At 71.5% G+C, this 24,071-nt stretch carries 23 protein-coding genes; 19 read left to right on the forward strand and 4 right to left on the reverse strand.

Annotated elements, in window-relative coordinates:
- Window positions 1-24: 24 nt before the first annotated feature.
- Complete coding sequence (locus ACWEPL_RS58460) at window positions 25-774, reverse strand: MFS transporter (protein ID WP_452441788.1); 750 nt, start codon at window positions 772-774, stop codon at window positions 25-27.
- A gap of 63 nt (window positions 775-837) precedes the next feature.
- On the opposite strand from ACWEPL_RS58460, the gene ACWEPL_RS58465 reads away from it, so the two are divergent.
- The 9 genes from ACWEPL_RS58465 to ACWEPL_RS58505 all read left to right on the forward strand — a co-directional run bounded on the left by ACWEPL_RS58465 (window position 838) and on the right by ACWEPL_RS58505 (window position 10,041).
- On the forward strand, window positions 838-1,794 hold the full coding sequence (locus ACWEPL_RS58465; RefSeq protein WP_363974440.1) for a LysR family transcriptional regulator: 957 nt from the start codon (window positions 838-840) through the stop codon (window positions 1,792-1,794).
- Window positions 1,795-1,814: 20 nt separating this feature from the next.
- A complete protein-coding gene (locus tag ACWEPL_RS58470; protein ID WP_452441789.1) occupies window positions 1,815-2,603 on the forward strand; it encodes an NUDIX hydrolase in 789 nt (262 codons plus the stop codon).
- Between the two features lie 145 nt (window positions 2,604-2,748).
- Complete coding sequence (gene boxB / locus ACWEPL_RS58475) at window positions 2,749-4,158, forward strand: benzoyl-CoA 2,3-epoxidase subunit BoxB (RefSeq protein ID WP_452441790.1); 1,410 nt, start codon at window positions 2,749-2,751, stop codon at window positions 4,156-4,158.
- Between the two features lie 71 nt (window positions 4,159-4,229).
- The gene (locus ACWEPL_RS58480) at window positions 4,230-5,195 is read left to right on the forward strand and encodes an adenylate/guanylate cyclase domain-containing protein (RefSeq protein ID WP_350727830.1); all 966 of its coding nucleotides are present in this window, start codon (window positions 4,230-4,232) and stop codon (window positions 5,193-5,195) included.
- A 249-nt stretch (window positions 5,196-5,444) separates the two neighbouring features.
- Window positions 5,445-5,924, forward strand: a complete 480-nt coding sequence (locus ACWEPL_RS58485; RefSeq protein ID WP_355195879.1) for a SigE family RNA polymerase sigma factor — start codon at window positions 5,445-5,447, stop codon at window positions 5,922-5,924.
- A complete protein-coding gene (locus ACWEPL_RS58490) occupies window positions 5,921-6,946 on the forward strand; it encodes a hypothetical protein (protein ID WP_452441791.1) in 1,026 nt (341 codons plus the stop codon). Before ACWEPL_RS58485 ends, ACWEPL_RS58490 begins: the two co-directional genes overlap by 4 nt.
- 5 nt (window positions 6,947-6,951) lie before the next feature.
- A complete protein-coding gene (locus tag ACWEPL_RS58495; protein WP_363974427.1) occupies window positions 6,952-7,710 on the forward strand; it encodes an aminotransferase class IV in 759 nt (252 codons plus the stop codon).
- Window positions 7,711-7,766: 56 nt separating this feature from the next.
- Window positions 7,767-9,284, forward strand: a complete 1,518-nt coding sequence (locus ACWEPL_RS58500; RefSeq protein ID WP_355195885.1) for an acyl-CoA synthetase — start codon at window positions 7,767-7,769, stop codon at window positions 9,282-9,284.
- A gap of 103 nt (window positions 9,285-9,387) precedes the next feature.
- Window positions 9,388-10,041: a class I SAM-dependent methyltransferase gene (locus tag ACWEPL_RS58505; protein ID WP_452441792.1), complete on the forward strand. Its 654-nt coding sequence runs from the start codon at window positions 9,388-9,390 to the stop codon at window positions 10,039-10,041.
- Here ACWEPL_RS58505 and ACWEPL_RS58510 read toward each other — a convergent pair.
- Entirely contained in the window at window positions 10,038-11,603 is a 1,566-nt protein-coding gene (locus ACWEPL_RS58510) for a benzoate-CoA ligase family protein (protein WP_452441793.1), read from the reverse strand. The genes ACWEPL_RS58505 and ACWEPL_RS58510 overlap by 4 nt on opposite strands.
- Window positions 11,604-11,836: 233 nt before the next feature.
- Here ACWEPL_RS58510 and ACWEPL_RS58515 point away from each other — a divergent pair, with 233 nt between their 5' ends.
- Entirely contained in the window at window positions 11,837-12,181 is a 345-nt protein-coding gene (locus tag ACWEPL_RS58515; RefSeq protein ID WP_452441794.1) for a zinc-binding dehydrogenase, read from the forward strand.
- A gap of 291 nt (window positions 12,182-12,472) precedes the next feature.
- Window positions 12,473-12,700, forward strand: a complete 228-nt coding sequence (locus tag ACWEPL_RS58520; protein WP_452441795.1) for a hypothetical protein — start codon at window positions 12,473-12,475, stop codon at window positions 12,698-12,700.
- A gap of 138 nt (window positions 12,701-12,838) precedes the next feature.
- Here the strand turns inward: ACWEPL_RS58520 and ACWEPL_RS58525 are convergent, their stop codons facing one another.
- Window positions 12,839-14,011, reverse strand: a complete 1,173-nt coding sequence (locus ACWEPL_RS58525; protein ID WP_452441796.1) for a hypothetical protein — start codon at window positions 14,009-14,011, stop codon at window positions 12,839-12,841.
- Window positions 14,012-14,573: 562 nt separating this feature from the next.
- Window positions 14,574-15,326, reverse strand: coding sequence for a FadR/GntR family transcriptional regulator (locus tag ACWEPL_RS58530; protein ID WP_363974407.1), 753 nt, complete (start codon window positions 15,324-15,326; stop codon window positions 14,574-14,576).
- 88 nt (window positions 15,327-15,414) lie between these two features.
- Here ACWEPL_RS58530 and ACWEPL_RS58535 point away from each other — a divergent pair, with 88 nt between their 5' ends.
- Genes ACWEPL_RS58535 through ACWEPL_RS58570 form a run of 8 tightly spaced genes read left to right on the forward strand, consistent with a single transcriptional unit; the run spans window position 15,415 to window position 24,057 of the window.
- Complete coding sequence (locus tag ACWEPL_RS58535; RefSeq protein ID WP_449965368.1) at window positions 15,415-16,911, forward strand: ABC transporter substrate-binding protein; 1,497 nt, start codon at window positions 15,415-15,417, stop codon at window positions 16,909-16,911.
- Window positions 16,908-17,846: an ABC transporter permease gene (locus tag ACWEPL_RS58540; RefSeq protein WP_355195897.1), complete on the forward strand. Its 939-nt coding sequence runs from the start codon at window positions 16,908-16,910 to the stop codon at window positions 17,844-17,846. Before ACWEPL_RS58535 ends, ACWEPL_RS58540 begins: the two co-directional genes overlap by 4 nt.
- Window positions 17,847-17,854: 8 nt before the next feature.
- Window positions 17,855-18,676: an ABC transporter permease gene (locus tag ACWEPL_RS58545; protein WP_355195899.1), complete on the forward strand. Its 822-nt coding sequence runs from the start codon at window positions 17,855-17,857 to the stop codon at window positions 18,674-18,676.
- Entirely contained in the window at window positions 18,663-19,577 is a 915-nt protein-coding gene (locus tag ACWEPL_RS58550; RefSeq protein WP_355195901.1) for an ABC transporter ATP-binding protein, read from the forward strand. Before ACWEPL_RS58545 ends, ACWEPL_RS58550 begins: the two co-directional genes overlap by 14 nt.
- On the forward strand, window positions 19,546-20,346 hold the full coding sequence (locus ACWEPL_RS58555; RefSeq protein ID WP_452441797.1) for an ATP-binding cassette domain-containing protein: 801 nt from the start codon (window positions 19,546-19,548) through the stop codon (window positions 20,344-20,346). The genes ACWEPL_RS58550 and ACWEPL_RS58555 overlap by 32 nt, the downstream gene beginning before the upstream one ends.
- On the forward strand, window positions 20,343-21,515 hold the full coding sequence (locus ACWEPL_RS58560; protein WP_449892468.1) for a M20 family metallopeptidase: 1,173 nt from the start codon (window positions 20,343-20,345) through the stop codon (window positions 21,513-21,515). Before ACWEPL_RS58555 ends, ACWEPL_RS58560 begins: the two co-directional genes overlap by 4 nt.
- The gene (locus ACWEPL_RS58565) at window positions 21,515-22,630 is read left to right on the forward strand and encodes a P1 family peptidase (RefSeq protein WP_452441798.1); all 1,116 of its coding nucleotides are present in this window, start codon (window positions 21,515-21,517) and stop codon (window positions 22,628-22,630) included. Before ACWEPL_RS58560 ends, ACWEPL_RS58565 begins: the two co-directional genes overlap by 1 nt.
- Entirely contained in the window at window positions 22,627-24,057 is a 1,431-nt protein-coding gene (locus ACWEPL_RS58570; protein ID WP_452441799.1) for an aldehyde dehydrogenase family protein, read from the forward strand. The genes ACWEPL_RS58565 and ACWEPL_RS58570 overlap by 4 nt, the downstream gene beginning before the upstream one ends.
- Window positions 24,058-24,071: the final 14 nt, after the last annotated feature.

Raw genomic sequence — 24,071 nt, forward strand, 5'->3', positions numbered from 1 at the left:
CAAGGTCATGTAGCCGCACGGTGATCACCGCCACAAGGCAAAGTTGCACCTGCGGCATGAGTTATCTCCTGCGAATGGTGGGATTGTCGTTTCAGACCCGCGCCCCGGGGTCTCCGACCCGCGCCCCGGGGTCTCCGATCCGGGCCCAGAAGTCTGCGATCCGGGCCCAGAAGTCTGCGATCCGGGCTCCGGGGCATGGTCGCGCGGGAGTGTGAGGGCCGCGAAGAGCGCGCACAGCAGGGAAAGCACCGCCACCGCCAGCAGCGCGCCGTGCCACCCCATCGGCCCGGCGGCGAACCCGGCGCCGAGCCGGCCCAGCATCCCGCCGACCGAGTTCCCGGCGATCATCGCCCCCACCGCGGCGGGCAGCCGTGCCGTACCGACCGCGTCGGCCAGGTACGCCGCCGCGACCCCGGCGAACCCCGCGACCGCCACCCCCTGCACCGCCCGCATCACCAGCAGCACGGGGAAGGACGGGGCCAGCGGCAGGAGCAGCCCGATGATCACCGAGGCCAGCACCGACCAGACGATCACCCTGCGCCGCCCCACCCGCCCGGCGAGCCACGCCACCGGCAGCACGGCCACGGCCAGCGCCCCGGTGGCCACGCCGATGGTCAGCGAGGCGCTGCCCGGATCCAGCCGGAACCCGGCGGCGAGCTGCGGCAGCACGGGCTGCGGCGCGTACAGGAGGGCGAACGACGACACCCCGGCGGCGGCCACAGCCGCACTGACCCGCCGCGTGTCACGAACCGGAGGAGCCTCGAGAACCACCACGCCTGCAACGCTAAGCAAGGCTAATAAATACGTCTAATGCAGGAATGGACGATAATTCATACCATGATGGATGAATCGGCCGACGAGCGGCTGGCGGCTCGGCTGGCGCCCGCGCTGGCCCTGCTGGCCGCCGTGGGTGAGACGGGTCACGTGACGCGCGCCGCCGAGCTGCTCGGCATCCCGCAGCCCACGGCCAGCCGCCGCCTCGCCGCGCTCGCGGACCTGGTCGGCGCCCCGCTCGTCGTACCCTCCGGCCGTGGCATCCGCCTCACCCGGGCGGGCCGCACCCTGGCCGGCGCCTCCGCCCGCGCCCTCACCACGATGGCCGCCGCCGCCCGCGAGGTCCGCGAGGAGATCGACCCGGCCTCGGGCCGCATCGTCCTGGGCTTCCTTCACCTCCTGGGCCGCACCCTCGTGCCGTCCCTCATCGGCGGCTTCCGCGAGCACCACCCCGGCATCCGCTTCAGCCTGGTGCAGGGCTCGCGCCACGACATGATCGAGGAGCTCCGCGAGGGCCGCATCGACCTGGTGTTCGTCGCCCCCATGCCCGTGGACGCCCCCGACCTCGCCGGTGCTCGCCTCGCCGACCAGGAGCTGGTGCTGTCCGTGCCCCCGTCCCACCGGCTCGCGGCGCGGGCGCGGGTGCGGGCGGCGGAGCTGGCGGGGGAGGAGCTGGTGACGCTGGAGCCGGGGTACGGCCTGCGCCAGATCACCGACGACCTGTGCGCGGCGGCGGGGTTCGAGCCGAGGATCGCGTTCGAGGGCCAGGAGACGGAGACCGTACGCGGACTGGTGGCGGCCGGGCTCGGCGTCGCCGTCCTGCCCCGCTCCACCCACCCCGCGGCGGACGCGACCGCGGCCGGCGTGGTGGAGATCCCGCTGTCCCCGCCGCTGTACCGGACCATCGGGGTGAGCTGGCTCCAGGACGCGCGCCTTCCGCCGGCCGTACGAGCCTTCCGGGACCACGCCCGCGCCGGCACCACCGCCCTGGGCCCGGGCTTCCGCCCCGCCACCCCCTGAACCCCGTCAGACTGGTGGCCATGAATCACGATGGCGATGCCGGCGTGCCGGGTTCGTTGGCGAGGGTGCTCGCGGACGTGACCGCCGAGCGGGTGGCCCAGGACGTGCGGTGGGGCATGCAGCTCCTGCCCGACGGCACCGGGCACGAGGGGACGGCGGCCGAGTCCGGCCGGGCCAGATCCGAGACGGACGCGGCGGCCGAGGCCGGGACGCTGACGTGGCGGCACGTGCTGGCGGAGGAGGTGCTGGAGGCGTTCGCGGAGTCGGACGCGGAGCGGTTGCGCGCCGAGCTGGTCCAGGTGGCCGCCGTCGCCGTCAAATGGGCCCAGGCCCTCGACCGCCGCGCACCCCTCACCCCCGATCGAGGGCTGCCGAGGGAACGTTTCCGGGCGATCGTCGACGTGCACGTGCTCCTCCTCCGCGACTCCACGGTGCTGCTCGGCAGGCGGGCCGGCACCGGGTACGGCGACGGGCTGTGGCATCTGCCCTCAGGCCACCTCGAAGCGGGCGAATCGGCGACCGAGGCGGCCGTCAGGGAGGCGGGCGAGGAGGTCGGCGTGACGATCGATCCGGACGACCTCAGGTTCGTCCACGTCATGCACCGGGCCCCGGAACGGGTCGGCCTCTTCTTCGCCGCCGACACGTGGACCGGCGAGCCGTACAACGCAGAACCGGACAAATGCTCTGAGATCGCCTGGTGGCCCTTGGACGGCCTGCCCCGCGACATGGTCGGCTATCCGGCGGCGGCCATCGCCAACGTCGTGAACAGCGTGCCCTACGCCCTGCATGAATGGTCTACACCTCGATGATGCGCCGTACGTAACAGAAGGCAGATTGGTGACCGCGACGGCCCGCGGATCCTGCGACGTGACTCGGAAAGCACTACACAGCCTTGACGCCGCTAAAGGCCTGCTGTTGAACTCGGAGGTGTCGAGCGGGAGGCGGAGGTCCGGGATGTCCATCGACTACTCCGAGCGCATACCCAACAACGTCGACCTCGCGGAGGACCGCCGGCTGCGGCGGGCGCTGGAGTCGTGGCAGCCGCGCTTCCTGCAGTGGTGGTCGGAGATGGGCCCCGCGCTGCCCACCCAGGACGTCTATCTCCGTACGGCCGTCGCGGTCGGCCGCGAGGGGTGGGCGCATTTCGATCACGTGGCGCTGCCGGACTACCGCTGGGGCATCTTCCTCGCCGAACGCGACACCGACCGGCGCATCGCGTTCGGGCAGAACAAGGGGCGGCCCGTCTGGCAGCAGGTGCCCGGCGAGCACCGGGCGGACCTGCAGCGGCTCATCGTCATCCAGGGCGACACCGAGCCGGCCAGCGTCGAGCAGCAGCGGCGGCTCGGCCTCACCGCCCCTTCCCTCTACGACCTGCGCAACCTCTTCCAGGTGAACGTGGAGGAGGGGCGGCACCTGTGGGCCATGGTCTACCTGCTGCACGCCTACTTCGGCCGGTCCGGGCGGGAGGAGGCCGAAGCGCTCCTGCTGCGCAACTCGGGCAGCGAGGACTCTCCGCGCATCCTGGGCGCCTTCAACGAGGAGACGCCGGACTGGCTGTCGTTCTACATGTTCACGTACTTCACCGACCGGGACGGGAAATACCAGCTCGGCACGCTGAAGGAGTCGGCGTTCGACCCGCTGAGCCGTACCTGCGAGTTCATGCTCAAGGAGGAGGCCCACCACATGTTCGTGGGGACCACGGGCGTGGACCGCGTGGTGGAGCGTACGGCGCAGTTGATGCGCGAACACGACACCGACGACATCTGGGAGTACGGCGGCATCCCGCTCGACGTCCTCCAGAAGTACATCAACTTCCACTACAGCGTCAGCCTCGACCTCTTCGGCGGCGAGACCTCCACCAACGTGGCCAACTACTTCACCGCCGGGCTCAAGGGGCGGTGGCAGGAGGAGAGGCGCAAGGACGACCACCTGCTCACCGAGGCGGTCGCCGTCGTGCAGCGGGTCGAGGCGGGGCGGCTGGCCGACGTCGAGCTGCCCGCGCTCACCGCGCTCAACGCCGACCTGCGCGGCGAGTACGTCGCCGACTGCGCCACCGGTGTCAACCGGTGGAACCGGATCCTCACCGACCGCGGTCTCGACGCCGTCCTCTACCTGCCGCACCTGGGGTTCAACCGGCGGGTGGGCATGTTCGGCGGGCACCACATCTCGCCGCACGGGCGCCTTCTGGATGAGCCGGCCTGGGAGGCGTCCCGCGACCGGTGGCTGCCGACGGCCGAGGACAAGACGCGCGTCCAGGCGCTGATGCGCCCCGTCTACGAGCCGGGGAAGATCGCGGCCTGGGTGGCGCCGCCCCGCAACGGCATCAACGGCCGTCCGTTCGACTACGAGTACGTCCACCTGTGACGGGCCACTCGGGAGCGGATCTTGCGGGGAGTGGAGGCGTGACCTGGCCCACAGGGTGTTATCTTGCCTGCGTGGCGGGCGTGGATGGGGAGGACGGGCTGACGGAGGCCTTTCTGCGCGAGCCGCGGCGCTATACCAGCCACCAGGTGGCCTACATGGCAGGGGTGCCGGTCTATCGCGCGCGGCGTTACTGGCGTGCTCTGGGGTTCGCGAACGTGGCCGACGACGCGGTCGAGTTCACCGACTCCGACGTGGAGGCGCTCAGGACGATGCTCGAGCTGGTCAGCTCGGGCGTCTACGACGAGGAGCACATGCTGCTGGTCGCGCGATCGATCGGCAGCGCGACGACCCGGCTGGCCGAGTCGCAGGCCGAGCTGGGCGTCGAGGCGCTCGACCAGGCCGGCGTGCCGCTGGCCGAACGCCCGCGGGCCTGGCGCCGGCGGGCCGAGCGAGTGGTGCCCGACCTGGCGCGCCTGCTGGTCTACGGCTGGCAGCGCCAGCTCGCCGCCGCCGCGGGGCGCATCGCCGAGCAGGACATGAGCGCCGTACGCCTGGCCGTCGGCTTCGCCGATCTGGTCGCGTTCACCCGGCTGAGCAGGCAGATCACGGGGAGCGAGCTGTCCAGGCTGATCGACAGGTTCGAGGGGCGCTCGGCCGACATCGTGACCTCCACCGGTGGGCGGGTGGTCAAGACGCTGGGCGACTCGGTGCTGTTCGTGGCCGACCAGTCGCACGTCGTGGCCGAGATCGCGCTGCGGCTGGTGGAGACGCACGCGAAGATCAAGGACATGCCGGAGCTGCGGGTGGGGCTGGCGGCGGGGCCGGTGATCTGGCGCATGGGGGACGTCTTCGGCACCACGGTCAACCTCGCCAGCCGGCTCACGGCCCTGTCGCTGCCGGGGACGATCCTGGCGGATCCGCAGTTCGCCGAGGAGCTGGAGGGGGACCGGGCGTTCCGGCTGCGGCCCGTCAACCGGCTGTCGGTCCGCGGGCTCGGCGAACTGGCCCCGTTCACGGTCACCCGCGCCGGCTCCTGACCCACCACCCCGGATCCCGCCACTTCCGCTGAACCGCTGCGCACGGCACAGAGCCGGCACAGAGCCGGCACAGAGCCGGCCCAGAGCCGGCGCGGCGGAGCGCCGAGGCGCTGGGGCGTTCCGGACGGTGGCCGGGGCCGGGCGGTGGGATCGGGTGTGCGCTCGCCGGCCGTTGCCGGGGGCGGGCAACCTGGGGTTGCGGTCGATGCGTCACTACCGGCGACAGGCTCTCACGAGAGGCAAATCAAGTTGGCGGATAGGGCGATATTTCAGGACTTCGTGGTGGCGAGGTCGGATCGGCTGTTACGCACGGCGTACCTGCTGACCCACGACTGGGCCACCGCGGAGGACCTGCTGCAGGAGGCGCTGGCCAAGGCGTGGTTCGCCTGGCCGGGCATCGACGAGCCCGAGGCGTACGTGCGCCGCGTCCTGGTGACCACGTACACCTCCTGGTGGCGCCGCAGGTGGCGCAGGGAGCTGCCCAGCGGGGACCTGCCGGAGGCGCCCGCGTACGACGACGCGGGCAGGGGCGACGAGCTGTGGCAGGCGGTCGGGCGGCTGCCCGCCAGGCAGCGCGCGGTGATCGTGCTGCGCTTCTACGAGGACCTGCCGGTGGCCGAGGTGGCCGCGATCCTGGGCTGCCAGGAGGGCACGGTCAAGAGCCAGACCGCCAAGGCGCTGGCCAAGCTGCGAGTGGACGAGTCGATCGTGAAGGAGCTGCACCGATGACCGTGCAAGACCTGCGTGACGTCCTGCGCGAGCGGGCCGAGGCTCCCTCGCCGGGCAACCCGAACCGGCACGAGCAGGTCAGCTCCCGCATCCGCAGGACCCGCCTGCGCAGGCGGGCGACGGCGGGCGCGGCGGCCGTGGCGGCGAGCGCCGTAGTGGGCGTCTCCTTGTCCCCCGGTACGGTGACGGCACCGGGGCCCGGCACGACCGCCACGGCAAGGACCGAACAGGACAAGCCCGCCGGACTGCCCGAGGAGTTCACCGCCGGCGACGGCACCGCGTACCGCCGCCTGGCCGTCGGCACGATCGGGAAGGAGGGCGCGAAGAAGGTCTCGCTCACGGTGCCGGTCTCCGGCAAGCCGCTGGACGTGGCCATGACGTGCGACGGCGACACCGGCGCCGACTCGCCCGTCGTCGTCGTGAACGACAGGGCCGACACCGGCTCCCAGGCCGTGCCGTGCGGGAAGTCGATGCAACTGCGCCCGCTGTCCGTGGTCCGGCGCGGTGCGACGGAGGCCACGGTCACGTTCGACACGACCGTCGTGGCCCGGGGCTGCGTCCAGTTCAAGAAGGACGGGCCGTGCGTGACTCCCAAGCCGAAGGAGGCCACCTGGCACGTGGCCGTCTACGAGTGGACGCCGCCTGCCCGGCCCGTCGAGCCCGAGCCGGTCAGGGACTTCCCTGACCGGCTGGCGGGGTGGAAGCTGGCCCGTTCGGCGACGGGTATGTGGGATCGGAATCGGTCCTTCACCCTCGTGGTCACGAGCCCGGGCGGCAAGATCAGCCTCGACCAGCTCTGCACGGGTGAGCTGGCCACGCGGATGTGGTTCAAATACCGGGTCGACGCCGAGGAATCCATGGCCACGAGCTGCGCCGTCTGGAAATCAGGCCCGTACCCCATGGCCCTGCAAGAATTTTTCGTCCCCAAAGGCAAGAAGGTGACGATCACCGGAAAGATCGGCTTCTGGGGGGAGTACACCAACCGCCCGGTGCGATGGTCGGTGGGCGTGTACGTAAAGTAGATCGCGTGACGGAACGGGCAGCCTTCGAGGGCAGGCTGGTGGACGCCGACGCGCGCCTCATGTGGCAGGCGCGCTACGGCCACTTCACCTCCATGCAGGTCAGGGATCGCCGGGTGCGAGGGCTCGACCTGCACGTCGCCCGGCTGGAAGCGGCCAACGCCGAGCTGTTCGGGGTCCCGGTCGACCGCGCCGCCGTGCTCGCCTCCGTCGCGGCGGTGCTCGGCGACGACGTGCGGGACGCGAGCGTACGCGTGTCCGTGGTGGAGTTCGCCGACGGCCCGCGCGTCATCGCCGTCGCCGCCCCGCCCCACGAGCCGCCCACCGGCCCGGTGAGCGTCAAGTCGGTCGTCGGCCAGCGCTACCTGCCGCACATCAAGCAGGCGTCCGGCATGATGCAGGCCCACATCGGGCGGCAGGCCGAGCGCGAGGGCTTCGACGAGGCGCTGCTCACCGCCGAGGACGGCCTGATCAGCGAGGGCTCGATCACCAACGTGGGCGGCTTCGCCGGTGGGCGCCTGGTCTGGCCGGACGCGCCGATGCTGCGCGGGATCACGATGCAGCTGCTGGAGCGGATGGACGTCCCGCAGGAGCGGCGGCCGTTGAAGGTCGCCGACCTGCAGGGCCTCGACCAGGTCTTCCTCTGCAACTCCTGGGGCGTCTGGCCGGTCGGCGCGGTGGACGGCATCCCGCTGCCCCAGGACGACACGCTGATGGCGAGCATTCTCGAGCATTACGACCGTATTGCGTGGGATCCACTGGACTGACCCCTTTGTCAGGTACGATCGCCGATCATCGTTCTGCGATCGCAAGGGAAGTCCGCATGACGACTCGCCGGCACGCCATTGGTGATCTCCTCCGTCGCTCCGCCGCCCGCCACCCGGCCAAGACCGCCGTCGTCTACGGCGACCTGCGGCAGAGCTACGCCGACCTCGACCTGGCGGTGAACCGCACGGCCAACGCCCTGGCCGCGCGCGGCGTCGGCAAGGGCGACCGGTTCGCCGTCTTCAGCCACAACAACCACGCGTTCGTGGTGGCGTACTTCGCGCTGGCGCGGCTGGGCGCGATCTCCGTGCCGATCAACTTCATGCTGGGCACGGCGGAGGTCGCGTACATCCTGGAGCATTCCGGCGCGACCGGGATCCTCGTGGAGGAGGCGCTGCTGCCGGTGGCCGCGGCGGCGGCCGGGCCGCAGGTACGGGTGCGCGGCGTGATCGGTGCGGCCGACGGCTGGGAGTCGTTCAAGGAGTGGTCGGCCTTCGACGACGCGTCGGAGCCGCAGGTGGAGATCGCCGACGACGACCCGATCCAGCTCATGTACACCAGCGGCACCGAGTCGCGGCCCAAGGGCGCCACGCTGTCCAGCCGCAGCCTGATCGCCCAGTACGTCACCTGCGTCGTGGACGGCGAGATGAGCCACCACGACGTCGAGATCCACGCCCTCCCGCTCTACCACTGCGCCCAGCTGCACTGCTTCCTGACGCCCGGCGTCTACCTCGGCGCCACCAACATCATCCTGCCCGGCGCCACCCCGGCATCGATCCTGGCCACCATCGAGGGCGAGCGCGCCACCAAGCTCTTCTGCCCGCCCACCGTCTGGATCGGCCTGCTGCGCCACCCCGACTTCGACCGCCGCGACCTGTCGTCCCTGCGCAAGGGCTACTACGGCGCCTCGATCATGCCCGTCGAGGTGCTGAAGGAGATCGCCGCCCGCCTGCCGGACGTCCGCCTGTTCAACTTCTACGGACAGACGGAGATGGCCCCGGTCGCCACCATCCTGGGCCCGGAGGAGCAGCTCACCCGCCTCGGCTCGGCCGGCAGGGCCGCCCTCAACGTCGAGACCAGGGTCGTCGACGACCAGGACAGGCCCGTGCCGCCCGGCGTGGTCGGCGAGATCGTCCACCGAAGCCCGCACGCCATGCTCGGCTACTGGAACGACCCGGACAAGACCGCCGAGGCGTTCAGGGGCGGCTGGTTCCACAGCGGCGACCTGGGGGTCATGGACGCCGACGGCTACCTGTCCGTGGTGGACAGGAAGAAGGACATGATCAAGTCGGGCGGCGAGAACGTCGCGAGCCGCGAGGTGGAGGAGGCCATCTACCAGCACCCGGAGGTGGCGGAGGCGGCCGTGTTCGGAGTGCCGGACGACACGTGGATCGAGGCGGTCACGGCCGCGGTGGTGCTGCGCGAAGGGGGCGGGACGACGGAGCAGGAGCTGATCGCGTTCCTGCGGGAGCGGCTGGCGGCGTTCAAGACGCCCAAGCGGGTGGTGTTCGTGGACGCCCTGCCCAAGAACGCCTCCGGCAAGGTGCTCAAGCGGGAGTTGCGCGACGCGTTCTGATCGCGCGCTTGCGTCAGCTCGGCGATTAGCGGGCATTCACTCTCGGTGACGACCTCCCTTTCAGATCCTGGGGCGTTCCTCCGCCTCGACCGAGAGAGACCGCATGCCGAGTTTGCCGGAGATCATGCACCGTACGTTCTTCCGTACCCTGTCCCTGCTGTCTCCGGAGGGGCAGGCGGTGCTCCTGCGCTACGTCTTCGACTGGCTGCACCGCACCCCTGACCCGTGGAGCCTCGCCACGGACAGTTACGAGCAGGACAAGTACCGGACCACGCTCCAGCACCTGCCCGCCCGGCCGTACCGGCGGATCATCGACGTCGGATGCAGCGAGGGCGTGTTCACGCACGCCCTCGCGGTGACGTACCCGGACGCGGAGATCATCGGGGTGGACGTGTCGGAGCGGGCCCTGGCGCGGGCGCGCGAGCGGGTGCCGCAGGACGGGCGGGTGCGCTTCATCCGGGCGGACATCCTCACCCACCGCCCCGACCAGCGCTTCGACCTGGTGTTCTGCTCCGAGACCCTCTACTACCTGGGCCGCCACGAGCGGCTGCGGCGGGCGTCGGCGCAGCTCAGCGAGCTGCTGGTGCCCGACGGGGTGCTCGTGGCGGTCCACCCGTGGCCCGAGGCCGGCCGGCTGCACCACTACCTGGACTCGCACGCGGCGCTGTCACGGCTGACCGAGCAGGTCTACACGGCCACGTCGCGCCCGTTCGCCATCACCGTCTACGGGACGAAACCGGCGCCGCCGCCCTCCTAGCCGCCGGTCTTGCCCAGGAGGTCGGCGGCGATCTGGCGGATCACCACGCGCTGGATCTTGCCGGTCGCCGTCTTCGGCAGCTCGTCCAGCACCAGGACCTCGCGCGGCCGCTTGAAGGAGGCCAGGCCCTCCCGGCAGAAGCCGATCAGCTCGCCGGCGTCCACCGTGCGGCCCGGGGCGGACACCACGCAGGCCACCGGCTTCTCCAGCCCGTCCTCGTCGATGTACGCCACGACGGCGCACTCGCCCACCGACTCGTGCTGGAGCAGCCGGGCCTCGACCTCCATCGGCGACACCCAGATGCCGCCCGCCTTGATCATGTCGTTGGAGCGGCCGAGGCACTGGTAGAAGCCGTCCTCGCCTCTGATGTAGGTGTCGCCGGTACGCAGCCACTCGCCCTGGAATACCTGCCGGGTGGTCGCCGTGCGGCACCAGTAGCCGGTGGCCACCGAGTCGCCCCGGACGTACAGGTGGCCCGGCTCCCCGTCCTTGACGGGCGCGCCGGAGTCGTCGAGCAGCTTGGCCTCATAGCCCGGCACGACGGTGCCCGAGCTGCCCGGGCGTACCCGGCCCGGGTGGTTGGAGATGAAGATGTGCAGCGCCTCCGTCGAACCCAGGCCGTCGATGATGTCCACCCCGAAGCGCTCGGTGAAGCGGCGGTGGATCTCGGCGGGCAGTGCCTCGCCTGCGGAGACGGCCAGCCGTACGGACTGGAAGGCGCCGGCGGGGATGTCGGCGGCGAGCAGCGCCGCGAAGAACGTCGGGCCCGCGAAGAACAGCGTCGGCCGTTCCTCGATCACCCTGGCGACCACGCCCGCGGGGGTGGGCCGCGCCGGGTCGAGGACCGCCGTGGCGCCCGCGGCCAGGGGGAAGAACATGGAGTTGCCGATGCCGTACGCGAAGAACAGCCGCGCGACCGAGAAGCACCGGTCGTCGGGGCGGATGCCGAGGACCTGCCGCCCGTACCCCTCGTAGACCTCCTGGATGGCGCCGTGCCGGTGCATGGCCGCCTTGGGGGCGCCGGTGGTGCCGGAGGTGTAGAGCCAGAGGGCGGGGGAGTCGCGCCAGGTGTCGTACGGGAGGCCCGCCGCCCTGCCCGACTCCAGGATGTCGGACCACAGGCACACCGGCGTTTCCTCCTCCGCCGGCGACGGGTCGATGAGGACGAGCACCGCCACGTCAGGCGTGCTCCGCACGGCCTCGCGCACGGTCGGCGCGAACTCGGGGGTGGCCACGACGACCCTCGCCCGCGAGTCCCGGACCAGGGCGGCGAGCTCGGTGGGGTTGTACATGGTGGAGACCGGCACGGCGACCGCGCCCATGCGCATGACGGCCAGGACGGTGATCGCGGTCTCCGGGCGGTCGGACATGACGAGCAGGACCCGCTCCTCGGGGCGGACGCCCATCGTGCGTAAACCGGCCGCGAACCTGGCCACGTGGTCGGCCAGCTGCGCGTAGGTCAGCGTGCCCGCGGGGCCGGTGACGGCGATGCGATCGCCGTGGCCCGCTTCGACCTGGCGGTCCACGAGAAAGACGCTGGCGTTGAACGACTCGGACGACATGGGCGTCCCCATCCGCAGGCGCGTGTACGTAGGGAAATCTTCTACATAGGAGGGATGTGACGTCAATGACATGTAGTACGGGGAAACCGGTCGTCCGGGGTTGCGGTCCTTGGGAGGTCAATCTCCGCTGATGAGCTCGTCTATCGCGGTGCAGCTCGTGTGCGAGGCGGGAGCCCGAGTGATCGGCACCGGCAGGGCCGGCGACAGGGACACAGCACTCGACCTCGGCGCGGATGCCTTCTTGGACCTGCGGGCCCGATCCCCTTGAAGATGCCGGTCAGGTCGACGTGGTGTTCGACGTGACCGGCGGTGACATCCTGGACCGCTCGGCCGCGCTGGTGCGCGCCGGTGGCACGCTCGTCTCGCCCCCCACGGTTCGGCCCCGTGACGGGCAGACGATCTTCTTCGTCGTCGAGCCCGATCGTGCCCGGCCGGCGGACCTGGCACGGCGGGTCCGGGACGGACGGCTCCGCCCGATCGCCGGGGCCGTGCGGACGCTCGCCGAGGTGCTCTCGGCGTTCGCGGCCGCCCAGCGCGCCCCCGGCAAGACGATCATCCGGGTGGCGGCAGCCGAATAGCCGGCCACGTGCGCGGCCGCCGGCTTCCGCGGAACCTCCAGGGTTGCCGGCGACGGGGTATCGGCTCGTGATCGCCACGCGGTTGAAGGCGTTCATTGCAGGCCGCGGGGGGGTGCGGACGGTGAACGTGTCCAGCCACGGCCGGCCATGCTCGGTGCGGGCGGCGGCGAAGCGGGCGAAGCGGGCGAAGCGGGCGATGCGGAGCCTTCTTCTTGCCGGTGGCCCCCAACCCCCGCCGGCACGGCCCTCGCGGTTGGCTAACCTGATCAATAGAGGGTGAGGAGGGGGCCGATGACTGTCTCGATGGCGGTAGCAGCCCTGATGCTGCTCACGGTTGCGGCGATCGCTGTCCGTTCGGCGTGGTCACTGCTGTTCCGCAAGGCTCCCGTGCCCAGGGGGCGGGCCCGGGGCCGCCACCTGCCGTACCACGGTCCGATGGACAACGCCGGTCAGTACCCCATGCCCGGCGCGGACGGTATCGGCTGCGACCCAGGGAGCTCGGGCAGCACCGGCGACTGAGACCGTGAAGCAGAAGGTGCAGATCCAGGGAGTAGTGAGGCCACAGAGACCTCAGGGAGCCCAAGGCCTTAGTAGCAGGGTGGTCTGGGCGGGCCGCCGGCGTGGCGGCGCCGCCGGTGGCGATGGTCATGGGCGTCTCTAGCCGTAGCAGGCGTCGTACAGGACGCCGCCGCGGCTGAGCAGGAAGACGTGCGTGTAGGTGATCTCGGGGGAGTCCTCGATGATGACGCCCACGCCGAGCTGCGGATCGAAGACGTCGCGGACGAGGTCGCCGACTCTGGACCAGGACCAGCGGCCTTCCGTGTTCGCCTGATCAGCCCACACGGCGGCGGTGGTGTCGCCCACCAGGGCGGCCGGGAAGAAGTCCCCGCCGGCGCGTGGCTGAACGAGGGCGGTCCCCAGGCCGAGGTTCACCCGCTCCTCGGGCGGGGCGCCGGCATCGAGCCAGCGTGGGCCGACGGCGTCGGTGACGTGGGCGTACAGCGGCTGCCCGTTGGCGGTGATGAAGGCGCAGACCTGTGGAGCCTTGTCATCGGCGTTCTGGATGGCCGTCACGCCGGCGGTGCCGCTGCTCGGAATCGGCGGCTTTGCGAGGTTGATCCATTGGGTCTCGCCCGTGTCGGAGACACACAGCCACAGGTTTCCGTCGCCACCGTTCATGTAGACGTGCAGGAGCCCGTGGCCGGTCGCTCGGTCGGTGACGGCCACCACGCCGATCTTCCCGCTGAGGCCGACGCCCTCGGGGTGGCGCAGGTTGGCCCACTGCCAGCGGTGCTGAGTGGCGTTCCACCAGCCGGCCCACAGATTGGTGTCCTGGCCGCGTACGACCACGAACGGCTGGGCGCTGGCGCCGGGGATCAGTGCGAGGGAGACCGCGCCGATGCCTTCTGTGATGGTCGTGCCAGGTGGCGTGCCCAGAGCCGTGGGGACCCACCTGGTGCCGTCCCACCAGTACAGCTGCAGTTGCCTGTCAAGCAGGACGAAGATATAGGGGCGGGTGCCCCGGCTGTCGTCGTCGACGGCGACGACGCCCACCGGTTGGTCGGCCGCGCCTTTCACGTGGGTCCACTCCCACACGCCGGGACCGTGCGGTGCGACCATCCACAGGTGGTTGTCGGTGCCCTTGACGAAGGCGACCGGCGAGGGGATGGGGGCGAACGTGGAATTGAGCATTCTGATCGCGCCGAGCACTTCGGTGATCGCCCCGGATTGCGGCCGGCCGACCTTCTCCAGGTGCCACCGCCGCCGGATCGGCACGTCCTGGTGAATGTCCTGCGCCTGTGTGCTCTGCCGGCCATCGTTGGTTGTCATGGTCCGTCCCGTTCTGATGGATTCGATGCACGTACCATCGCTCGCCCGGATCGCCGAACTCTCACAAACCGATACACGCTCTATCGGCGCTGATCGAAGTGCTGTGGCGGGTGTGAAAACATGCGCCTGTTGACATGTCATGGGGCGCCCGGGCAGGCGTACCGCGACGACGTGTGGTGGCAGCCGCCACGATGGACGGCCGCCGGCGCCGGACAACGTGAGTCACGCGGCTACTTGGGGATGACGGGGGTGAGGAACCGGCGGATGGCCGGAAGGCAAAGAGGTCACGCCTCTTCCATTGATGCGGATGACTTGAAGACCAAGGGTGAGGAAGCCAGGGCGGCCTTGGACGCTTTCGTGGCCGCGGCGGCCGACACGACAGCGAGCGCTGGGGACGCCTACAAGCGCTTGCCCACCTGAAGAGGGTGCACTTCCGGCGGCTCAGGTCTCGCGCAGCGACCCTTCCACACGCTGCGAGCCTGGAGACGCTCGACCGGGATGTCGGGCCGTTCAGTGGCGATCGCGAGATCGCGCAACCGGACGACGGGGCGGCGGCGGGGGATCAGTCGAGGAGGGCGCCGAGGGCGGGGCGTTCGGGGGCGGGGATGTAGCCGGCGTAATAGTCGTACATCGCCTTTTTCGACAGCCGGGCGGCCAGCGGGCCGTCGCCGGCGCGCATGGCGGCCAGCACCTCCTCGTGGTGCCTGATGCTCTGCCGCATCAGCGCCTCCCGGTCGGGCGCGTCGGCGATCTTCTCCGAGATCAGCTTGAGCACGATCGAGCGGACCACGTCCGTGCAGATCTGGATGAGCTTGTTGCCGCTCGCCCGCGCCACCACGTCGTGGAAGGCCACGTCGGCCTCGCCGAACGTGTCCTGCCCCGTCTCCACGGCGGTCCGCATGTGCGCGACGGCCGACTCCATCTCGGCGAACTGCGCGTCGGTGCGCAGCCGGGCCGCCAGCAGGATCGCCGACGAGTCGAGCACCATCCTGAACTGCACCAGCTCGGCCAGCGACAGCTCCTCCACCCTGGCCAGCGTGGTCATCGACTTGTGCAGCGTGGCGGGCGAGAACGGCAGCACCTCCGCCCCGTTGGGGTCGCCGGGCCGTGATCGCACCAGGCCGCGCGCCTGCAGCACCCGCAGCGCCTCGCGCACGGTGGACCGGCTGACCGAGAACTGCACCATGAGCTCCCGCTCGCTCGGCAGCCGCTCGCCCGGCGAGAGGGAGCCGCTCTCGATGGCCTCCTCGACCTGCTCCACCACCCGCTCATAGGCGCGTACGGTACGCACCGGCTCGAACCTCGGACCACCCATGAAAGCCCCCTTGACCCGAGCCGTCGCCGACTGGCAATGTGCGTAGCCTACTGGTCCGACCAGTGCACTAGCCAGGAGGCAGTAACACATGAGGCGAATCGGAATCTGGATCGCCGCCGGCGGTCTCCTGCTGGGCACGGCCGCCTGCGGCGGCACCTCCAGCGGCGGCGGCAGTGCGGGCACCCCCAAGACCCAGACCCTCTCCGTGGGATTCGTGGCCGAGCCCGCGAACCTCGACTTCACCTCGACGGAGGGCGCCGCCATTCCGCAGGCGCTGCTCGTCAACGTCTACGAGGGCCTGGTCAAGCTCGACCAGGACGGCAAGATCGTGCCGCTGCTCGCCGAGAAGTGGGACGTCTCGCCCGACCGCAAGACCTACACGTTCAGCCTGCGCAAGGACGTCAAGTTCAGCAGCGGCGCGCCGTTCACGGCCGACGACGTGGCGTTCTCGCTCGACCGGGTCAAGACGGACTGGAAGCTCAAGATCAAGGCGCAGCTCGACGTCGTCGACAAGGTGGAGAAGAAGGACGACTCCACCGCCGTCGTCACGCTCAAGAAGCCGAGCAACGGCTTCCTCTACTCGATGGCCACCAGGCTCGGCGCCATGTTCAGCCGCACCGGGATCGCCGACCTGGCCAACAAGCCCGTCGGCACCGGCCCGTACACGCTCGGCTCGTGGCGGCGCGGCGACTCCATCCAGCTCAACGCGAACGCCTCCTACTGGGGCACCAAGCCGCCGCTGTCGTCGATCACGCTGAAGTACTTCAAGGACGCCACGGCGATGAACAACGCGCTGCTGACCGGCGGCATCGACGTCATCTCCGCCGTGCAGGCGCCCGAGTCGCTGCAGCAGTTCGCCGACCCCAACCGCTTCCAGACGGTCGAGGGCACCACGAACGGCGAGGTCGTGCTGTCGATGAACAACAGCCGCCCGCCGTTCAACGACAAGAAGGCCAGGCAGGCCGTCCGCTACGCGATCGACCACAAGGCGCTGCTGGAGACCGCCTGGGCCGGGCGCGGCCAGCTGATCGGCTCGATGGTGCCGCCCACCGACCCCTGGTACGAGGACCGCACCGGCGACTACCCGTACGACCCGGCCAAGGCCAAGGAACTGCTCGGCGGCAAGACGCTCAACGTCAAGATGCGCATTCCCAACCTGCCGTACGCGGTGGCCGGCGCGCAGGTCGTCAAGTCGCAGCTCGCGCAGGTCGGCATCACCGCCGACATCGAGCCCCTGGAGTTCCCGGCCCGCTGGCTGGACGTGGTGTTCAAGCAGGGCGATTACGACCTGTCCATCATCAACCACGTCGAGCCCCGCGACATGGGCATATTCGCCGACAAGTCGTACTACTTCCGCTACGACAACCCCGAGTTCGGCAAGCTCCTCGCCTCCGCCGACGAGGGCACCGAGCAGCAGCAGACCGACGACCTGAAGAAGGCCGCCAAGCTGCTGTCCGACGACGCGGCCGCCGACTGGCTCTTCCTCTTCCCCAACCTGATCGTGGCGAAGAAGGGCGTCACCGGGCTGCCGAAGAACGCCATCGCGGAGTCCTTCGACTTCACCGCGCTCTCCAAGCAGCAGTGACGCTTTACCTGATCAAACGCCTGGCGGTGCTCGTCGCGAGCACCGCCGTGGCGGGCGTGGTGGTGTTCGCGTTCATGGCGCTGCTGCCCGGCGACCCGGCGGAGGTCGCGCTCGGCGTGAACGCCACGCCCGACGCGGTGGCGGCGCTGCGCAAGCAGTTCGGCACCGACCGGCCGCCCGTCGTGCAGTTCTTCGACTGGTTCGGCGGGCTCCTGCACGGCGACTTCGGCACCTCGTACGTGACCAGCTCGCCCATCGGCCCGCAGATCAGCGACCGGCTCGGCGTCACGGCCGTGCTGGTGCTCGGCGGGATGCTGGTGGCGCTGGTCATCGCGGTGCCGCTCGGCACGTTCGCGGCCGTGCACCACCGCAACCCGCTCGGGGCGGCCATCAGCGCGCTCAGCCAGGTCGGCATCGCGATCCCGGCGTTCCTGGCGGGCATCCTGCTGGTGTTCGTGTTCGCGGTGCAGGCCCAGGCGCTGCCGTCCGGCGGCTACGTGCCGATCGCCGAGAACCCGGCGCAGTGGCTGCTCAGCCTGCTGCTGCCGTGGTTGTCGCTCGGCCTCGTGCAGGGCGCGGTCCTGACCCGGTACGTGCGCAGCGCCGTGCTCGACGTGATGCGCGAGGACTACCTGCGCACGGCCCGCGCCAAGGGCCGGGGCAGCACCGGAGCCCTGTGGCGGCACGGCCTGCGCAACGCCTCGATCCCCGTCGTCACCGTGCTCGGCCTGCAACTGGCCACGCTGCTGATCGGCGCGGTCGTGGTCGAGCGGGTCTTCGTCATCCCCGGGCTCGGCGACCTGCTGCTCAACGGCGTCGCCGGGCGTGACCTGCTGCTCGTCCAAGGTGTGGTGATGGTGCTGGTGGCGGCCGTCCTGCTGATCAACTTCGTGGTGGACGTGGCCTACCGCGTGCTCGATCCGAGGCTGCGATGAGGGGCCGGATGAACGCCGGGCTGCTGGTCGGCGGCGTGCTCGTCGGGCTCGTGGTGCTGGCGGCGGCGGTGTCGTTCTTCTGGACGCCGCACGACCCGACGCTCGTGGACGCGGCGCGCAAGCTGCGGCAGCCGGGCGGCGGCTACCTGCTGGGGGCCGACAAGTTCGGCCGCGACACCTTCAGCCAGATCATGGTCGGCGCCCGGACCACGCTCTACGTGGGCATCGTGGCCGTCGGCATCGCCGCCGTCATCGGCACGCCGCTCGGCATGATCGCCGGGATGACGCCGCGCGGCTGGCTCTCCGAACTGATCATGCGGGTCAACGACCTGGTGTTCGCGTTCCCGGCGCTGCTGCTGGCCGTCATGCTCGGCGCGGTCTACGGACCGGGCACGCTCACCGCGATGATCGCGATCGGCGTGGCCACCGTGCCCGCGTTCGCCCGGGTGGCCCGCGCCGCCACGCTCCAGGTCATGGTGACCGACTACATCCTGGCCGCCAGGGCCGCCGGGCGCCGCCGCCCGGCCATCGCGATGCGCCACGTGCTGCCGAACATCGGCTCCATGCTCATCGTGCAGGCGTCCGTGTCGTTCGCGATCGCGATCCTGGCCGAGGCGGCGCTGTCGTTCCTCGGCTTCGGCACCCGCCCGCCGACCCCGTCGTGGGGGCGGATGCTGCAGGAGTCGCAGGAGCTGCTGTTCTCGACCCCGCGCCTGGCGCTCTGGCCCGGCCTGGCGATCGCGCTCGCGGTGCTCGGCTTCAACCTCCTCGGGGACGGCCTGCGCGACTATCTCGATCCGAAGCTCAGGAGGGTCCGTGCTGAAGGTTGAGGGGCTGACCGTACGGGCCGACTCGCTGGAGCTCGTGCACGAGGTGTCGTTCGCCATCGCGCCCGGCGAGCGCGTCGGGCTGATCGGCGAGTCCGGGTCCGGCAAGTCGCTGACCGCGCTGTCGCTCATGGGCCTGCTCCCCGAGGGCGTCACCGCCTCGGGCACGGCCACGATGGGCGGGAACGACCTGGTCGGCGTGCCCGAGAGCCGGCTGAAGCGGCTGCGCGGCCAGGACGTCTCCATGGTCTTCCAGGAGCCCATGACCGCGCTCAACCCGCTCATGCGCATCGGCGCCCAGGTCGCCGAGGTCATGACCCTGCACGGCACGCCGCGCGCGCGGGCCCGGGAGAAGGCACTCGACCTGCTGGAACGCGTACGCCTGCCCGAACCGGCGCAGATCGCCCGCGCGTACCCGCACCAGCTCTCCGGCGGCCAGCGCCAGCGCGTCATGCTCGCCATCGCCCTGGCCAACGAGCCGAGCCTGCTCATCTGCGACGAGCCCACCACGGCGCTCGACGTCACCGTGCAGAAGCAGATGCTGGAGCTGATCGCCGAGGTCGCGCCCGCGCTGCTGTTCATCACCCACGACCTCGCCGTCGTGGCGTCGGTGTGCGAGCGGGTCCTGGTCATGTACGGGGGCCGCGTCGTCGAGAGCGGCCCCATCCGCGAGGTCTTCACCCGGCCCCGCCACCGCTACACCGAGGGCCTGCTGGCCGCCTCCAGGCTCACCCCGCGCGGCACCCGGCTGCCCACCATCAAGGGCAGCGTGCCGCCGGCCGGGCAGTTCCCCGGCGGCTGCGTCTTCCGCAACCGCTGCCCGCACGCCACCGCCGAGTGCGAGACCGTACCCGCGCTGACAGGAGACGGCCATGCCCACGCATGCTGGCACCCCGCTGATTGAGGCCCGCGACCTCAGCCGCGTCTACCACCGGCCCCGCACCTCGCTCACCAAGCCGGGCGCCGCCGTGCACGCGCTCAAGGACGTGTCGCTCACGGTGGGCCGGGGCGAGCGGTACGGCATCGTCGGCGAGTCCGGCTCCGGCAAGTCGACGCTGCTGCGCCTGCTGTGCGGGCTCGATCAGCCGACCGGCGGGTCCATCCGGTTCGACGGGCAGGAGATCGCCGGCATGCCGGAACGCCGGCTGCGCTTCCTGCGGGAGAACCTGCAGATCGTCTTCCAGGACCCGATGAGCTCGCTCGACCCCCGCATGCGTGTCCGGGACCTGGTCGCCGAGCCGCTCGTCGCGCTCGGCCTGCCGGTCGGCGACCGGGTGACCGAGCTGCTGGAGGGGGTCGGGCTGCCCGCCTCGGCCGCCGAACGCTACCCGCACCAGTTCTCCGGCGGGCAGCGCCAGCGCATCGCCATCGCCCGCGCGCTCGCGCCCCGGCCGAAGGTGCTGGTGGCCGACGAGCCGGTGAGCGCGCTGGACGTGTCCGTACGCGGGCAGATACTCAACCTGCTGGCCGATCTCGTGGACGAGCTGGGGCTCACGCTCGTGTTCGTCTCGCACGACCTGTCCGTGGTGCGGCACGTGTGCGAGACGGTCGCGGTCATGAGCCACGGGGAGATCGTGGAGAGCGGGCCGGTGGACGAGGTCTGGGCCGCGCCCGCCCATGCCTACACGCGTACGTTGCTGCAGGCCGTACCGACTCTGGAGGGATTGTTTTGATCGACGTCGATGCCGACGGAGTGGTGGGGTTCACCCAGGAGCTGGTGCGGATCCCCAGCACCAACGACCCCGGGCGGCGTGAGCGGGCCGCCGCCGAGCTGGTGGCCGCCAAGATGCGGGAGTGGGGCTGGGAGCCCACCGTGTACGAGGTGGAGCCGGACCGGCCGAACGTGGTGGCCGTGGTCGAGGGCGGCGGCGGTGCCGGGCCGACCCTGATGTTCGAGGGCCACACGGACGTGGTGACCGAGGGCGACCTGTCCACCTGGACCGTCGACCCGTTCGGCGGGGAGATCCGCGACGGGAGGCTGTGGGGGAGGGGCAGCGCCGACATGAAGTCCGGCCTGGCCGCGACCCTCTACGCCACCCGCGCGTTGCAGCTGGCTGGACCGTTCCCCGGGCGGATCAAGGTGTGCGCGCTGGCCGACGAGGAAGGCCTCATGATCGGCGCGCACCACTTCGTCTCCGAGGGGCTGACCGCAGACGTGGACGGCGCGATCGTCGCCGAGCCCGAGGCGGGCGAGATCTGCGCGGTGGCCAAGGGCGCGCTGCGGCTGCGTGTCGACTTCGCCGGCAAGATGGCGCACGGCGCCATGCCGCAGCACGGCCGCAACCCCCTCCCCGCCGTGGGCTCGCTGCTGGTGGGGCTGGGGTCGCTGCAGGAGGAGCTGCAGGGACGGCACCCGGCGCACGAGCATCTCGGCGAGGTGTACGTGACGCCGACCGTGCTGCGGGCCGGCTCCGAGGAACAGGTGAACGTGATCCCGGCGGCCGCCTCGGTCTTCGTGGACGTGCGGACGATCCCCGGGGTCGAGCACAAGCTGATCGCCGACCGGGTGGCCGCGCTCGCCTCCTACGACGGGATCGCCGCCGAGGTGTCGGTGCTGGTGGACCGGCCGCCGGTGGACGTGCCCGTGTCGGACCCGGTGGTGGCCGCGCTGGCCGCCGCCCACCGCACCGTCACCGGCGCGGAGCCCGTCTACGGCGGGGTGCCCGGGTCCACGGACGGGACCGTGCTGACGCACTGGGGCGGGATCCCGTCCGTGGTGTACGGGCCCGGCGGGAAGTGGATCGCGCACCAGGCGGACGAGTTCGTGGAGGTGGCCGAGATCGTCCAGTGCACCCGCGTGTTCGCCGAGGCGGCCCGGCGCTTCCTCAACGGGGACTTCTGATGCGCGCTGGGCCTTCCAACTCGCTGATGGACGTGGCCGGGCTCCGGGTCGGCCACGCGCAGCGGGTCGGCGGCGGCTACCGCACGGGCACCACCGTCGTCCTGGCCCCTCCTTCGGGGGCCGTGGCGGGGGTGGACGTGCGGGGCGCCGCTCCCGGCACCCGCGAGACCGAGCTGCTGGATCCGCGGAACCTGGTGTCGCGCGTGCACGCCGTGGTGCTGACGGGCGGGAGCGCGTACGGGCTGTCGGCAGCCTGCGGGGTGGTGGAGCGGCTGGCGGACGCGGGCATCGGGTACGCGGTGGCCGGCGGGGTGGTGCCCATCGTGCCGGCGGCGGTCATCTTCGACCTGGGGCGCGGTGGCACGTTCCGCGCCGTACCGGACGCCACCTTCGGCACCGCCGCCCACGACGCCGCCACCCCGGACGGTGGGTCGGCCGCTCTCCCGCCGTCCGTGGCGGGAGTCCCTTGGGGGAGGAGCGGGACGGGCTCGCCGGACGGCGTCGTCCCCGTCCGAGGGACCGTCACCCTCGACGGCGGGGTGGGGAATGGGTCGGTCGGGGCCGGGACCGGGGCCAGGGCCGGTGGGCTGGCCGGAGGGGTGGGGACGGCGAGCGTCGTCCTGCCCGGCGGCGCCACCGTGGCGGCCCTGGTCGTCGCCAACCCCGTAGGCTCGGTCCTCGACCCCCGTGACGGCACGCTCGCCGGCGCGAGGTACGGCCTGCCAGGCGAGTTCGACCACCTCCAGCCCCCGCTCCAGGCGGAGATCGACGCCTGGCGCCCGCAGAACGCCCCCTCGTTCAACACCACCATCGGCGTGGTGGCCACCGACTTCACCCTCACCAAGGCCCAGTGCGGCAAGCTCGCCGCGGTCGCCCACGACGGCCTGGCCAGGGCGATCAGGCCGGCCCACACCATGACCGACGGCGACACGATCTTCGGCCTGGCCACCTGCGCCGGCCCCGAGCCCGACCACGACACCCTGCAGGAGGTCCTGGCGGCGGGGGCCGACGTGTTCAGCCGCGCCATCGCGCACGCCGTCCTCGCCGCCACCGGCCACGAGGACGCGCCCCCCTACCTCGACGTGTTCCCCAGCGCCCAACGGAAGCGAGCATGAGCATCGACACCGCATGGCCGTCCGGCCTGCCCATCGGCGACGGGTGGGTGGAGACGGCGGAAACCGACGACGTCACCTTCCCGTACGACGGCTCCCTCGTCGCCACGGCCCCGAGGGGCGACGCCGGTCTCGCCCGGCGGGCCGTGGACGCGGCCCTGGCCGTCGCGCCCGCCATGGCGGCGCTCCCGTCGCACGCCCGCCGCGCCGCCCTCATGAAGGCCCACGACGCGCTCGCGGCCAACCGGGAGGAGTTCGAGCGGCTGCTCGTCCTCGAGACCGGCAAACCGCTGGTCGACTGCAAGGTCGAGGTCGCCAGGACGCTCGTCACGCTGGCCACGGCCGCCGAGGAGGTCGCCAGGCTGCACGGCGAGACCGTGCCGCTCGACCTGCTGCCCTCGGGGGAGGGGCTGGTCGGGTTCTGGACGCGCCGCCCGATCGGCGTGGTCGTCGGGATCACCGGCTTCAACTACCCGCTGCTCCTCGCCGCCCACAAGATCGCCCCGGCCGTGGCCGCGGGCTGCCCCGTGATCGTCAAGCCCGCGCCCGCGACCCCGCTGGCCACGCTCTGGCTGGTGCACCTCATCCGGTCGGCGGACGCGCTCCCCCCGGCCGCCGTGCAGCTCGTCACCGGGGACGTCGAGGTCGGCAGGACGCTGGTGGAGGACCGCCGGATCGGCGCGGTCTCGTTCACCGGCTCGGCCGCCGCCGGGCACGCCATCGCCCGCAACGCCGCCCCCACCAAGGTCCTGCTGGAGCTGGGGTCGAACGCGGCGCTCGTCGTGGCGGCCGACGCCGACCTGGAGGCCGCCGCCGACGCCGTCGTGCGCGGCGGTTACTACGCCTCCGGCCAGGCGTGCATCTCCGTCCAGCGGGTGCTGGTCGAGGAGCCCGTACGGGAGCGGTTCGTCTCCTTGCTGGCCGACCGCGTCAAGAACGTCACGGTCGGCGATCCCCGCCTGGCGGAGACCCGCGTCGCCCCGCTCATCGACGAGACCGCCACGGACCGCGTGCTGGAGTGGATCGCGGAGTCGGGGGGCCAAGTGGTCACGGGCGGGCACCGCGACGGCCGGGCCATCGCGCCGACCGTGCTCGCGGGCGTCGGCGACGGGGCCGCCGCGTGGGACGAGGAGATCTTCGGGCCGGTGGTGTGCGTGCGCCCGGTGCCCGGCCTCGACGCCGCCTTCGCCGCCGTCAACGAGTCGCGGTACGGCCTGCACGCCTCGGTGTTCACCCGGTCGCTGGCCACGGCGTTCGCGGCCATCGAGCGGATCGAGGCCGGGGGAGTGGTGGTCAACGAGGTGCCGGGGTTCCGGGCGGACAACATGCCGTACGGCGGCGTGAAGGACTCCGGGATCGGGCGCGAGGGGCCCCGCTTCGCCATCGAGGAGCTGACGGTGACCCGGATGGCGATCATCCGGCCCGCCTAGCGGGTGGTCATGGC

The organism is Nonomuraea sp. NPDC004186 (assembly GCF_053603495.1).

What these genes read in the sequence shown, in the direction of transcription:
- ACWEPL_RS58465 (WP_363974440.1), top strand. Translation starts at nt 838, where the DNA reads ATGATGGATGAATCGGCCGACGAGCGGCTGGCGGCTCGGCTGGCGCCC.
- ACWEPL_RS58470 (WP_452441789.1), top strand. Translation starts at nt 1,815, where the DNA reads ATGAATCACGATGGCGATGCCGGCGTGCCGGGTTCGTTGGCGAGGGTG.
- boxB (WP_452441790.1), top strand. Translation starts at nt 2,749, where the DNA reads ATGTCCATCGACTACTCCGAGCGCATACCCAACAACGTCGACCTCGCG.
- ACWEPL_RS58490 (WP_452441791.1), top strand. Translation starts at nt 5,921, where the DNA reads ATGACCGTGCAAGACCTGCGTGACGTCCTGCGCGAGCGGGCCGAGGCT.
- ACWEPL_RS58500 (WP_355195885.1), top strand. Translation starts at nt 7,767, where the DNA reads ATGACGACTCGCCGGCACGCCATTGGTGATCTCCTCCGTCGCTCCGCC.
- ACWEPL_RS58505 (WP_452441792.1), top strand. Translation starts at nt 9,388, where the DNA reads ATGCCGAGTTTGCCGGAGATCATGCACCGTACGTTCTTCCGTACCCTG.
- ACWEPL_RS58510 (WP_452441793.1), bottom strand. Translation starts at nt 11,603, where the DNA reads ATGTCGTCCGAGTCGTTCAACGCCAGCGTCTTTCTCGTGGACCGCCAG.
- ACWEPL_RS58515 (WP_452441794.1), top strand. Translation starts at nt 11,837, where the DNA reads ATGCCTTCTTGGACCTGCGGGCCCGATCCCCTTGAAGATGCCGGTCAG.
- ACWEPL_RS58520 (WP_452441795.1), top strand. Translation starts at nt 12,473, where the DNA reads ATGACTGTCTCGATGGCGGTAGCAGCCCTGATGCTGCTCACGGTTGCG.
- ACWEPL_RS58525 (WP_452441796.1), bottom strand. Translation starts at nt 14,011, where the DNA reads ATGACAACCAACGATGGCCGGCAGAGCACACAGGCGCAGGACATTCAC.
- ACWEPL_RS58530 (WP_363974407.1), bottom strand. Translation starts at nt 15,326, where the DNA reads ATGGGTGGTCCGAGGTTCGAGCCGGTGCGTACCGTACGCGCCTATGAG.
- ACWEPL_RS58535 (WP_449965368.1), top strand. Translation starts at nt 15,415, where the DNA reads ATGAGGCGAATCGGAATCTGGATCGCCGCCGGCGGTCTCCTGCTGGGC.
- ACWEPL_RS58545 (WP_355195899.1), top strand. Translation starts at nt 17,855, where the DNA reads ATGAACGCCGGGCTGCTGGTCGGCGGCGTGCTCGTCGGGCTCGTGGTG.
- ACWEPL_RS58555 (WP_452441797.1), top strand. Translation starts at nt 19,546, where the DNA reads ATGCCCACGCATGCTGGCACCCCGCTGATTGAGGCCCGCGACCTCAGC.
- ACWEPL_RS58565 (WP_452441798.1), top strand. Translation starts at nt 21,515, where the DNA reads ATGCGCGCTGGGCCTTCCAACTCGCTGATGGACGTGGCCGGGCTCCGG.
- ACWEPL_RS58570 (WP_452441799.1), top strand. Translation starts at nt 22,627, where the DNA reads ATGAGCATCGACACCGCATGGCCGTCCGGCCTGCCCATCGGCGACGGG.